This window comes from Lentzea sokolovensis, assembly GCF_033949975.1.
GTDB lineage: Bacteria > Actinomycetota > Actinomycetes > Mycobacteriales > Pseudonocardiaceae > Lentzea > Lentzea sokolovensis.
The window spans coordinates 690,322-702,540 of the sequence record NZ_JAXAVU010000009.1 but is presented as its reverse complement, the minus strand read 5'-3'; the positions used below and the strand labels follow the sequence as shown (position 1 = coordinate 702,540).

General features: G+C 69.4%; 12 protein-coding genes. 1 reads left to right on the top strand and 11 read right to left on the bottom strand.

What is annotated here, in order from left to right:
* Positions 1-110: 110 nt before the first annotated feature.
* The 6 genes from SK854_RS20900 to SK854_RS20875 all read right to left on the bottom strand — a co-directional run bounded on the left by SK854_RS20900 (position 111) and on the right by SK854_RS20875 (position 6,108).
* Positions 111-956 (bottom strand): sugar phosphate isomerase/epimerase family protein, encoded by an 846-nt coding sequence (locus SK854_RS20900; RefSeq protein ID WP_319976772.1) that lies wholly within the window; start codon positions 954-956, stop codon positions 111-113.
* Complete coding sequence (locus SK854_RS20895) at positions 953-2,218, bottom strand: hypothetical protein (protein WP_319976771.1); 1,266 nt, start codon at positions 2,216-2,218, stop codon at positions 953-955. The genes SK854_RS20900 and SK854_RS20895 overlap by 4 nt, the downstream gene beginning before the upstream one ends.
* Positions 2,218-3,198: a Ppx/GppA phosphatase family protein gene (locus SK854_RS20890; protein WP_319976770.1), complete on the bottom strand. Its 981-nt coding sequence runs from the start codon at positions 3,196-3,198 to the stop codon at positions 2,218-2,220. Before SK854_RS20890 ends, SK854_RS20895 begins: the two co-directional genes overlap by 1 nt.
* Positions 3,199-3,225: 27 nt before the next feature.
* Positions 3,226-3,906 (bottom strand): response regulator transcription factor, encoded by a 681-nt coding sequence (locus SK854_RS20885; RefSeq protein WP_030477953.1) that lies wholly within the window; start codon positions 3,904-3,906, stop codon positions 3,226-3,228.
* Positions 3,903-5,075, bottom strand: coding sequence for a sensor histidine kinase (locus SK854_RS20880; RefSeq protein ID WP_319976769.1), 1,173 nt, complete (start codon positions 5,073-5,075; stop codon positions 3,903-3,905). The genes SK854_RS20885 and SK854_RS20880 overlap by 4 nt, the downstream gene beginning before the upstream one ends.
* 286 nt (positions 5,076-5,361) lie before the next feature.
* Positions 5,362-6,108: a phosphoglyceromutase gene (locus SK854_RS20875; protein ID WP_319976768.1), complete on the bottom strand. Its 747-nt coding sequence runs from the start codon at positions 6,106-6,108 to the stop codon at positions 5,362-5,364.
* Between the two features lie 115 nt (positions 6,109-6,223).
* Between SK854_RS20875 and SK854_RS20870 the strand changes: the two genes are divergently transcribed.
* Positions 6,224-6,781, top strand: coding sequence for a dihydrofolate reductase family protein (locus SK854_RS20870; protein ID WP_319976767.1), 558 nt, complete (start codon positions 6,224-6,226; stop codon positions 6,779-6,781).
* A 50-nt stretch (positions 6,782-6,831) separates the two neighbouring features.
* Here SK854_RS20870 and SK854_RS20865 read toward each other — a convergent pair whose 3' ends face one another.
* The 5 genes from SK854_RS20865 to SK854_RS20845 form a co-directional block, all read right to left on the bottom strand.
* On the bottom strand, positions 6,832-8,397 hold the full coding sequence (locus SK854_RS20865; protein WP_319976766.1) for a 4-coumarate--CoA ligase family protein: 1,566 nt from the start codon (positions 8,395-8,397) through the stop codon (positions 6,832-6,834).
* A gap of 410 nt (positions 8,398-8,807) precedes the next feature.
* Positions 8,808-9,665: a DUF4349 domain-containing protein gene (locus SK854_RS20860; RefSeq protein ID WP_319976765.1), complete on the bottom strand. Its 858-nt coding sequence runs from the start codon at positions 9,663-9,665 to the stop codon at positions 8,808-8,810.
* 54 nt (positions 9,666-9,719) lie between these two features.
* Positions 9,720-10,199, bottom strand: coding sequence for a type III secretion system chaperone family protein (locus tag SK854_RS20855; RefSeq protein WP_319976764.1), 480 nt, complete (start codon positions 10,197-10,199; stop codon positions 9,720-9,722).
* Complete coding sequence (mshA, locus tag SK854_RS20850; RefSeq protein WP_319976763.1) at positions 10,196-11,443, bottom strand: D-inositol-3-phosphate glycosyltransferase; 1,248 nt, start codon at positions 11,441-11,443, stop codon at positions 10,196-10,198. Before mshA ends, SK854_RS20855 begins: the two co-directional genes overlap by 4 nt.
* On the bottom strand, positions 11,440-12,204 hold the full coding sequence (locus SK854_RS20845) for an alpha/beta fold hydrolase (RefSeq protein WP_319976762.1): 765 nt from the start codon (positions 12,202-12,204) through the stop codon (positions 11,440-11,442). The genes mshA and SK854_RS20845 overlap by 4 nt, the downstream gene beginning before the upstream one ends.
* Between the last annotated feature and the right edge of the window lie 15 nt (positions 12,205-12,219).

Sequence of the window (12,219 nt, the reverse complement as noted above, 5' to 3'; positions counted from 1 at the left end):
TGCGCGAGCACCCTCGCAAGGCGACCGAACGTCAGGAACGCGACCAACCCCGCTGGAACAGGAACGAACGCACGCAAGTAGCCCGCAAGCCGACCCGCCCGGTCGAGCCCTCAGCGAGAAACCCCAGGCCGAGCCTTCCCAGCCCCACCCTCAGCGGCCCAGTCCAAATGCAGCCGGGCGAACAACAACGCCTCAGCCAACATCTCCCGCCGCCCGGCAGGAGTCCCGGCCCGACGCGTGTTGACCTCCAGCACGACCTGCCCGTCGAACCCGCTCCGAGCCAGCATCTCGCAAAGCTCCGCACAGGGCTGAGTCCCGCGCCCGGGCACCATGTGCTCGTCCTTGGGCGCCCCGGACCCGTCAGCCAGGTGGATGTGCCGCAGCCCGTCCCCCATCCGCTTCGCCAGCTCCAACGCATCCATGTGCGCAGCGGCCGAGTGCGACAGATCCAGGGTGTAGTTGGCATGCCCGACGTCGGTCGGGTCCACAGAAGGCTTGAACGCGTTCATCTCCACCGACCGCCCCCGCCCCAAAGGCCGGCGCACCGGGAACATGTTCTCGACCGCGATGGCGATCCCGCTCTCGTCCTCCAAAGACGACACCAGCTCCGCGAACCCGTCCGCGTACTTGCGCTGCCACCGGAACGGCGGGTGCAGCACGACGGTCGACGCCCCGAGGTCGGCAGCAGCCCGCACCGACCGGCGCAACCGCTCGGCCGGGTCCGGCGACCACACCCGCTGCGAGATCAGCAGGCAGGGCGCGTGCACGGCGAGGACCGGCATGCCCGTCCGGGCCGACAGGCGGTCGACCGCGCGGATGTCCTGCGACACCGGGTCGGCCCACACCATCAGCTCAACGCCGTCGTAGCCCAGTTCGGACGCGATCTCGAACGCCGCTCCGGCGGGCTGCGGGTAGACCGACGCCGTGGAAAGCCCGACCGGGATGCGGGCGGTCAATTCTTCACCAGCAGCATCGCCGCTGGTGAGACGGTCACGATGAGGCCCACGAGCACGGCCAGGACGGTGGTCTGCAGATCGTCCGCTCTGCGGATCTTTCGAACCAGCAACACCAGACCCACGGTAACGGCAAGCGCCACCACGAGTGCGGCGGCCGGTACCGAGCGCCACAGGTAGTTGAACGCGAGCCACAGCCCGGCGCCGCCGAGCACGCCGACGGCGAGCTGGCCGATCATGATGAGCCATTCCTTGCCGGCCGAGCGCGGTTCGGCTTCCGCGTCCTCCTCGACATCGGCCGCGTCGTCGAGGCCGGCGGGACCCTCGTCCTCGTCGTCCTCCTCGTCGGCGTCCGCGAGGTAGTCGTCCTCGGCGCGGTAGGCGGCGTACTCCTGCGAGTCGTCGTCCACGTACGGGGCGGGGTGCGCCGCGGTCGCCTCCATCGGCGGCATGGACAGATCGGTCTTGGCCTGCGCGTCGTCGTCGCTGAACCAGGCGTCGGGCACGTTGCCCGGCAACGGCTCCGGCAGCTTCGGCGGGGCGGGCGGCACGATCAGCACGGACTCGGTCTCGAGCGCGGCGATCTTGTCCACCGGCGCCTTCGCCGGGATGCGCGGAAGCTGCTCGGTCATCGCCTCGCGCGGCGGACCCGGCACCGGCATCTGCACCGACGGCGGCACCGGCTTCGGCGGCCGGGCGATGTTCGTGCGCGACGGCGCGGCGGCCGACTGGTCGAGCCGTGCCTCCAGGCGGCCGGGCACGTCCGGGCGCGGCATGTCCGAGCGGGACGGCTGGTCGCGGACCTGCGGCACCTGCCGGGTCTGCTCGGCGGCCGCGGGAGGCGGCGGCACCGGCGCGGCGGGCTTGGGCACGGGAGGCGCCGGCTTCGGCGGCTGCGGAACCGGTCTGCGGACCTGCGGCGGCTGGGCCTGCGGCAACGGCATCTGCTGCGACTGCTGTGGCGGCTTCGGCGGCGCGACCTGCTGTTTCGGCTGGTACGCGGTGCGCTCGGCCGGCGGTTCCGGGGCGGCGCGACGACCGGGCTGCGGTGCGGCGGTGTCGTCGCGAATCGCCATCAGGCGGCCGCTGTCGGACAGCACCCGCTCGATGATCGTCTGGGGCGCGGTCTCCGGCTGCTGGACGTCTTCCTCGTCGTCAGCGCGGCGGCGTCGCCGACGTGGCGCACTCTCTGCGCTGCCCCCGTACTGGGCGAGCAGCTCAGCGACAGTGCGCTGCGTCTGGTCCGATCCGCTCTCTCGACTCATCAACTCCACCGTGCCCCGGTCTGGCCAGTCCGTCCAGTATCGCTCTGGTCCGTCCCATCAGTGTGATCCAGCCGCCGGAGGATGACACCCTCCCGGAGTGCCCAGGGGCAAATCTCCAGCTGCGTGAGTGACAGGGCTCGCATTGTTGCCTCCGCGACCAACGCTCCCGCGACGAGCTGGTGTGCGCGTGAAGTGCTCACGCCTTCCAGCTCCGCGAGGTCGTTGGCCGACATCCGGGAAATGAACGCGATCAGCTGCCGCAGGCCGGCGTCGGTGAGAACCCGACGCGCCCTGGGCCCGGCAGACGATGGCGCGGCCCCGGTGAGCCGCGCCAGCGTTCGGAAAGTTTTTGAGGTCGCAACCACTCGATCGGGTTCACCCGCGCGCTTCAGCTTCCGCGCCACGGGCGCGAGCTGCTCGGCGAGCCAGTCGGTGGTCTCGCGGACCTCCGAACGCCGGGGCGGATCCTTCTTGAACCGGGTCCTGGTGAGCCTTCCCGCGCCGAGAGGCACGGAGAAGGCCAGGTCCGGGTTCTCGTCACGCCCGATGGCGAGCTCCAGCGAGCCGCCGCCGATGTCGAGACTGAGCAACCTGCCCGCGGACCAGCCGTACCAGCGACGAACCGCGAGGAAGGTGTAGCGGGCCTCGTCCTCGCCGGACAAGACCTTCAGCTCGACCCCGGTCTCGGTGCGCACCCGGTCGAGCACCTCGGCCGAGTTGCCCGCCTCGCGCACCGCCGAGGTCGCGAACGCCATCATGTCGTCGCAGCCGGACTTCTTGGCCGACGCCTTGGCGGCGGCCACGGCACGAACGAGCTGGTCAGCGCCCGTTTTGGAGAGCTGACCCCGGTCGTCGAGCTGCTCGGCGAGACGAAGGATCGTCTTCTCGGACGTCATCGGGATTGGGTGGGCACCACGATGCGCGTCCACCACCAGTAGGTGGACGGTGTTGGACCCCACGTCGAGAACGCCCAGGCGCACGCCGGAAACGGTACCTGGTCGTGTCCGTCAGGACTCGAACTTGTAACCCAGACCCCTGACCGTAACGAGATGCCGCGGTGCCGAGGGGTCGGGTTCGATCTTCGAACGGAGCCGCTTCACGTGCACGTCCAGCGTTTTCGTGTCGCCCACGTAGTCCGCTCCCCACACGCGGTCGATCAGCTGGCCCCTGGTCAGGACGCGGCCGACGTTGCGCAGCAGGTACTCGAGGAGGTCGAACTCCTTGAGCGGCAGGCTGATGTCCTGACCGGCGACGGTGACGACGTGGCGTTCCACGTCCATCCGCACCGGGCCCGCTTCCAGGATCTGCGGCAGCAGGTCCTCGGACTCGCCGCCACGGCGCAGCACCGCGCGGATGCGGGCGATGAGCTCCCGCGCCGAGTACGGCTTGGTGACGTAGTCGTCAGCGCCGAGTTCGAGACCCACGACCTTGTCGATCTCGCTGTCGCGGGCCGTCACCATGATCACGGGGACGGCGGAGCGCTGGCGGAGCTGCTTGCACACGTCCGTGCCGCTCATGCCGGGCAGCATCAGGTCGAGCAGCACGATGTCGGCGCCGTTGCGGTCGAACTCCTCGAGCGCCTCCTGGCCGGTGGCCGCGAGCGCCGCGGTGAACCCTTCCTTGCGCAGCAGGAAGGCGAGCGGATCGGCGAAGGACTCCTCGTCCTCCACGATGAGCACTCTGGTCACAGCTCTCCTCCTGGATCACCCGCGCCGGAAGGCACGAGAGTCGGATTCGGTTCGGTCGCCGCGGCGGGAATCCGCAGCGTGAAGGTGGACCCCGTTCCTGGCAGGCTCCACAGCTTCACCTCACCGCCGTGGTTGGCGGCGACGTGCTTGACGATCGCGAGCCCGAGCCCGGTGCCCCCGGTCGCGCGCGATCGGGCCTTGTCGACGCGGTAGAACCGCTCGAAGACGCGGATCTGCTGGTCCTCGGCGATGCCGATGCCGCGGTCGGTCACCGCGATCTCGACGTGCCCGTCCACCAGCCGCCGGCTCACGCTCACCGGACTGCCGGGCGGCGAGTACGCGACGGCGTTGTCCAGCAGGTTCGTCAGCGCCGTGACCAGCAACGACCGGTCGCCCGGCACGACGAACCCGCTCGGTTCGTCGACGTTGATCGAGATGTTGACTGACTCGGCGGCGAGCTTGGAGCGCGACAGCGCCTCGTTGATCACGACGTCGATCTCGGTGTCGGACAGCTCCGGCAGCTTCTCCGCGCCCTGCAGGCGGGACAGCGCGATCAGCTCGGTGACGAGCATGCCGAGGCGGGTGGCCTCCTGCATGATCTTCGCGCTGAACCGGCGGACCTCCTCCTGGTCGTCGCTCGCGTCCAGCACGGCCTCCGCCAGCAGCGCGAGGGCGCCGACCGGCGTCTTGAGCTCGTGGCTGACGTTCGCCACGAAGTCGCGCCGGGTCTTCTCCAGCCGCACCGACTCCGACTCGTCCGTGGCGTCCACGACCGTGAAGTCCTCGATGAGCAGGCGGACCTCGGCGTGCACGGCCTCCGGCTGACGCCCGGTCCGATAGCCCTCCAACGGCGAGAGGTCGACGTACACGACCTCGTTGCTGTTGCGGACACCCTCCGCGGCCTTGCGGGCCCGGTCGTCCACGCGGTTGTTGCGGACGATCCCGAGCTCTTCGGCACGGGGGTTGTGCAGCACGACGTCACCGAAGTGGTTCAGCACCACGATGCCGTCGTGCGAGTCGTGCACGATCTGCTGGATGAGGTCGGCGACCGTGAGGCCTTCCGGCTTCCGGGGGTGCCGTGGAGCGGTGGACCGGCCGATGAAGAAAGCGGCGATCACGCCGATGAGCGCGAGGCCGATCGACACAGCGAGGTAACCCGTTGTGGTCACGAGGCGAATGGTAAGCAGCTCAGAGGTGTCTTGGCCTAGTGCGGAAGCGTGAACCGTGACGCCCGCGACACCTCAATGGACGGTTGTTTCGTCCCTGGTCAGGCGCCGTTCACCCAACCGTGATGGAAGGGCTTGGAACAGCGCTCGACCAAGTTGCGAGTTCGCGTCGGTCGTCCGGTCACCCGCGCACGTCGAAATTCGGCGGAGCCCAATTTCGGCGTGCGCGAGTCGGCCGGACGACCGACTTCAAGGCGAACTCGCCGCCGCGCCGGAGGCGCGGCAGAAATCACCGACCCTGGTTCGCCACCGCCGCGATGGCGTCCTTGGCGGCGTCCGGGTCGAGGTACTGGCCGCCCGGCTTGATCGGCTTCAGGTCCTCGTCGAGGTCGTAGCGCAGCGGGATGCCGGTCGGGATGTTCAGCCCGGCGATGGCCTCGTCCGAGATGCCGTCGAGGTGCTTCACGAGGGCGCGCAGCGAGTTGCCGTGCGCGGCCACGAGGACCGTCTTGCCGGTGCGCAGGTCCGGGACGATCGAGGACTCCCAGTACGGGATCATCCGCTTCACGACGTCGAGCAGGCACTCGGTCAGCGGCAGGTCGGGGCCGAGGTCCGCGTAGCGCGGGTCGGTGTCCTGGCTGTACTCGCTGCCGGGCTCGATGGGCGGCGGCGGGGTGTCGTAGGAGCGGCGCCAGAGCATGAACTGCTCCTCGCCGAACTCCTCGAGCGTCTGCTTCTTGTTCTTGCCCTGCAAAGCGCCGTAGTGGCGTTCGTTGAGACGCCAGTCGCGCTTGACCGGGATCCAGTGCCGGTCGGCGGCGTCGAGGGCCAGGTTCGCGGTCATGATCGCCCGGCGCATCAGCGACGTGTGCAGGATCTCCGGCAGGACGCCCGCGTCGCGCAGCAACTGGCCGCCGCGACGGGCCTCCTTCTCACCCTTCTCCGACAGGGGAACGTCCACCCAGCCGGTGAAGAGGTTCTCCGCGTTCCACGTGCTCTCGCCGTGGCGGAGCAGGATCAAAGTTCCGACAGACATGGCGACCAGCCTGCCATGCCGACCCTCCCGCCGTACCCCGGCAGGGCTCCGTGATCCACGCCATGAGATCCGCCGGCACCGATGAGTTCGCGGTCCTCACCGGGTCTGCACCGGTATGAGCGATTCGGATGCCGATCCCGGCAAGGTCGTGGTCAACAGGGCGATGTCCCTGGACGGCTTCATCGCAGGCCCCGGCCACGCGATGGACTGGGTCTTCGAGCACTTCAAGGACAACCCGTTCCCCGAGGTCGAGCAGGCCACCGGCGCCATGCTCGTCGGCAGGGGCACCCACGAGGTCGCCAGGAAGATGCGCCACGAGGACACCACCTACGACGGCGGACCGCAGTTCGTCCTGACGCACCGGCCGCCGGACGAGCCTGAGCACGGCGTCACGTTCCTCACGTGCGGCCTCGCGGAGGCCGTCGCCACGGCGCGCGCGGCGGCGGGCGGGAAGGACCTGGAGATCCTCGGTGCCGACCTGGCCAGCCAGTGCCTGCGGGAAGGGCTCGTCGACGAGGTCCTGGTGTACGTCCTGCCGGTGCTGCTCGGCGACGGCGTGCGGTTCTCGACCCCGGATCTCGGGCGGATCGACCTGGAACCGTTCGCCAGCACGCAGTCGGGTTCGGTGACGATGCTCCGCTTCCGCGTGCGGAAGCCAGTGGCCCAGCACTGACGGCGAACGCCCTGGCGACGATCGTCGCCAGGGCGTTCAAGTTCCTCAGATCAGGCCTGTTCGCGGGCCCTGAGGTCCTTCCGGAGGATCTTGCCGGCGGCCGACTTCGGGATCGCCTCGATGAACTCGACCACGCGCACCTTCTTGTGCGGCGCGACGTGCGCGGCCACGAACGCCATCACGGCGTCGCCCTCGATCGACGATCCGTCCTGGCGCACCACGAACGCCTTCGGGATCTCCTCGCCGTCCGCGTCGCGCACGCCGATGACCGCCGCGTCGGCGATCTCCTCGTGCGTGAGCAGCACGGCCTCGAGCTCGGCCGGCGGGACCTGGTAGCCCTTGTACTTGATCAGTTCCTTGACGCGGTCGACGATCGAGACGATGCCGTCGGCGTCGATCACGGCCACGTCGCCGGTGTGCAGCCAGCCGTCGTCGTCGATGGTGGCGGCGGTGGCCTCGGCGTTGTTCAGGTAGCCCTTCATGATGTTCGGGCCCTTGCACCACAGCTCACCGCGCTCGCCGGCACCCACGTCCTCGCCGGTGGCCGGGTCGACCAGGCGGCACTCGAGGTTCGGGATGATCACGCCGACGGTGCCGACCGAGATGTCGTCGCGGCCGTCCGGGATGGCGTGGCTGACCGGCGACATCTCCGTCATGCCGTAGCCCTGCACGACGCGGCAGCCGATGCGCTTGCGCACCGCGGCGGCGAGGTCCTCGTCCAGCGGGGCCGCGCCGGAGAACAGCGTGCGCAACGGTGACAGGTCGTAGTTGTCGACGATCGGGTGCTTCGCCAGGGCGACGGCGACCGGCGGTGCGATGTAGACGCGGTCGGTCTTGTGCTCGGCGATGACGCGCAGGAACTCCGGCAGTTCGAACTTCGGCAGCGTCACGACGACACCGCCGATGTACAGGCCGTTGTTCATCAGGACCTGCATGCCGTAGATGTGGAAGAACGGCAGCACGGCGAGGATTCGGGTGTGCGCGCCGACGTCCGACAGGATCGGGCCGCACTGCACGAGGTTCGCGACGAGGTTGCGGTGCGTGAGCATCACGCCCTTGGGCAACGCGGTCGTGCCGGAGGAGTACGGCAGCACCGCGAGGTCCTCGGACGGGTTGATCTCCACCTCGGGCACCGGGTGGTCGTTCGCGAGCAGCTCCGGCAACGACGGGTAGCCCTCGGCGCCGTCGAGCACGACCACGTCGGTCACGCCGGCCTTCGCGGCGCCGGGGGCGGCGTTGGGCAGCAGCACCGAGACGGTGAACAGCATCTTCGCGCCCGCGTCGTGCAGCTGGTGCGCGACCTCGTCAGGCGTGTAGAGCGCGTTGATCGTGGTGGCCGTGGCGCCCGCACGCAGGATGCCGTGGAACACGACGGCGTAGTAGGGCGTGTTCGGGCTGAGGATGCCGACGACATCACCCTTCCCAATACCTCGCGCGGCCAGTGCGGCGGCCATCCGGTCGATCGCCCCGGCGAGCTGGCCGTAGGTCATGGACGCGCCGGACATGCCGTCGATCAGCGCAACCCGGTCCGCCCGGTCGGCTATGTCGCCGAACAACAGCTGGTGCAGCGACACATCAGGGATCTCGACATCGGGGTACGGACTGCGAAAGACCATGCGGCGACCTCATTCACTCGCTGTACAGCGCTGTACACCCAGCCTGTGGGGTCATCGTGATCCAGCCCACTGAGCAGGTCAAGGACTGCTCGATCGCTACAGATACGTTACTTAGCACGTCTAAATACACTCGAATGGAGTAATACAAGCACTTGTGATCGCAAGGATGTATCTGAGAAGTTGATACCGCCTCCGCGAGTCGGCTCCCACGCTTACTCGACGAGCGCGAGGCACCGAGCGCGATTCGTCATCCCCCGTCGAATCGCGTGGCCCGCTTGGGATCCGCAGGCTCCCCCCGTCCACGGATCCACAGCAGCGGGGACCTTTGACGCGGGACGGCTCGATGCGACTCCCCCTCTCTCCCGAGCCGTTCCGCGCATCATCAAAGGCACGCTCTCAGTAGAACTTGATCACCCTGCTTCGTTCATTCGGGTGACACGCCTGCGCTTGCGCAGCAGATAGACCACCAGCGCGGCGGGCACTCCCAGTGCCACCAGGAACGGCAGCATCGCGCCGACGCCGATGAGGATCACGCCCACCACCGCGACCAGCGCGTCCCAGCCGCCCGCCAGAGCGCCGAAGAACCCGACCTTCTCGGGCTCGGGCGCCGCGATCGGGACCGTCGCGACCCGGACGGTCAGCGTCGCCATGGAGACCTGGCCCTTCAACGACGCGCTGCGCCGCTGCATCGACTCCAGGTCGGCCTGCCGCTTGGTCAGTTCCTGCTCGACCTGCGCGACCTCGGAGGTCGACCCGGCACGCTCGAACAGCACGCGCAGGCGCTCGACGCTGGCCTTCTGCGTCGCGATCCGCGCCTCGACGTCCACCAGCTGATCGGTGACGTCCTCGCTGCGCACCTCGCTGCGGGTGACCTCGCCCACACTCGTGAGGTCGCGGACGACCTTGTCCAGCTCGGCAGACGGCACCCGCACGGTCACGGACCCGGAGCTCTTGGTCGAGTTCTCCTCGCCCGCGAACCCGCCGACGGCCGCCGCCCGGTCCTTGATCTGGCCGATCGCCTTCAGCACGTCGTCACTGCGCAGGTCGACGTTCGCCGTGCGCACCAGCTGACGTTCCTGCTGCTGCACCGGCTGCACGCCCTGCCCGGCGTTGTTCTCCTGCTGCGGCGCCTTGTTCTGCGCCGCCTGCGGTGGCGCGGCGGCGTCCTTCGCCGACGTCCCACCACTCATGTTGCTGCTGCCGCACCCCGTCGTGACAAGGGCCAGCAACGCGACTCCCACCCACACCCCTGGTCTGCGCATGCTCATCGGACGGGCTGGAGCGCACCGGGGGTTGCCGGGGAAGCCGAAACGAGTTGCCCGCTAGTCCGAAACGAGATGTTGGAAGGCCTGCAGGTTCGCCAGCGACTCGCCGCGCGACACCCGCCAGGCCCACTCCCGCCGGATCGCGTCGGCGAACCCGATCTCCAGCAACGGGTTGAAGTCGCCGTCCGCCGCCTCCAGCACCTGCCCGAGCACTCGGTCCAGCTCGTCGGGCGTCACGGCGTGCTTGCCGACCCGTCCGACCAGGTAGATGTCACCCTCGGCGTCGATCGTGTAGTGCACGCCGTACAGCCGTGCGTTGCGCCTCAGCAGGAACCGGTACACGTCCTCGAACGACTGGTCCGGCCGCCGGCACACGAAAGCCTCGACCACGAGCGCGTGCTTCGTCTCGACCAGCCACAGGTTGGTCTGGAGCTTCTTGGTGCCCGGCAGCGTCACGAAGAACTTGCCGGGCTCGCTCCGGTCGTACTTCAGCTCACGCTCGTCCAGAAAAGCCTTGATGACGCCATCGATGCTCAAGCGAAAACCTCCCGGCGGAACACTTCTCCCGCCTCTTGATACCCCGCCAGCAGGGCGTCAGTCGTGCGGTCCCACGAGAAGCGTCGCGCATGCCCCACGGCGTTGCTCGCCAGGTGCTCCCGCTGCGGCAACGCGACCGAGCCGATCGCCCTGGCCCACTCCTCCGGCTCGTGCCCGTGCACGAGCACCCCGGAGATCCCGTCGTTGACGGCCACCGGCAGCCCGCCGACGGCCGCCGCGACCACCGGCGTCCCGCACGCCTGGGCCTCCAGCGCCACCAGCCCGAACGACTCGTTGTAGCTCGGCACCGCGACCAGGTCGGCTGCCCGGTAGACCTCGGCCAGCTCCGGCCCCGGCTGCGGCGGCAGGAACCGCACGACGTCCGTGATCTGCAACTGCGCGGCCAGCTCCTCCAGTGCCTTCGGCCGTTCGGTCCCACTGCCGGACGGCCCGCCGACGATCAGCACCACCAGCCGGGACCGCAGTCCGGGATCGCGCACGAGCATCTCGGCGGCCGCGCGAAGCAGCACGTCAGGAGCCTTCAGCGGCTGGATGCGCCCGACGAACGCCAGCACGACCGCGTCCTGCGGAATGCCGAAGCGCTGCCGGGCCTTGCACTGGTCACCGGGCGTGAAGCGGTCGAGGTCCACTCCGGGCGGCACGACGGCCACCTTGGACGGCTCCGCGTCGTAGAGCTTGATCAGCTCGCCGGCCTCGATGTCGGTGTTCGCCACGAGCCGGTCCGACTCGGCGACGACCTGGTCCTCGCCGATCACCCGCATCTTGGGCTCCGGCGCGTCGCCCTCGGCCAGCGCCAGGTTCTTCACCTTGGCCAGCGTGTGGGCGGTGTGCACGAGCGGCACGCCCCACCGTTCCCGCGCGATCCAGCCGACCTGCCCGGACAGCCAGTAGTGCGAGTGGATCGCGTCGTAGTAGCCGGGCTCGTGCCGGGCCTCGGCGCGCAGGACACCCGCCGAGAACGCGCAGAGCTGACCCGGCAGCTCCTCCTTGCCGAGCCCCTCGAACGGTCCAGCCGCGATGTTGCGGACGCGCACGCCAGGCGCCAGCTCGACCACCGGCGGCAGCTCCGACGACGTGGCGCGCGTGAAGATCTCCACCTCGACACCGCGCTGGGCCATCCGTGTGGCCGTCTGCACGATGTAGACGTTCATCCCGCCCGCATCACCCGTCCCCGGCTGTTCGAGCGGCGAGGTGTGCACTGAGAGCACCGCGACGCGCTTCATCGGGCGACTCGCAGGAGATCGGCGGTGAACCGCGCGGGCCGCTCCAGGAAGGGCGCGTGCGCGGTGTCGGGGTACAGGCTCAACTCGGCTCCGGGGATCAGGGCGGCGGAGTACTCGGCGGCGGCAGGGGCGACCACCTCGTCTTGAGTTCCGTGCACGACCAGGGTCGGCACGTCTACGGCCTTCAGCACGTCGGCGCTGCCCACGTCCCTGCGGAACAGCTCGCCTCGCACCTTATGGCTCACGGAGGTCGCGGAGGCAGTGAGCTTGGCGACGGTCCCACCAGGCAGGAGAGGCGCCATGGCCTCGCAGAACTTCGTCATCACGGCGTCGTCGGTGATCGCGCCGGGCAGCGCGTCCCGCATCACCGGGCCGGTCTCGCCTCCGGGGCGACCGCGGCCGATCTCGGTGATCGCGCTCACGAACACCAGCGCGTTGATGCCCGCGGTCCCGTGCACGCGCAGGTAGTCGGTGATGACGAGCCCGCCGTAGGACCATCCGACAACGGTCGCGGGCCCTGTGTGATCGAGCACGGCCTTCAGGTCCGCGGCCCACTGGGCGGAATCGCGGTAGTCGCCGAAGTCCTCTGACTCGCCGTGTCCTCGCAGGTCAACGGCGTAAGTGTGAAAATCGGGCAGGTCCCAGACGGCGCCCGTCTGCGCCCAGCCGTGGATCAGCACCACCGGTGGCGCGCCGGGCCTGCCTGCCTCACGTACGGCCAGTCGTCCCCCGCCGGCCGCCGCAACGTGTGTCAGATGCACACAAGTACGAACGAC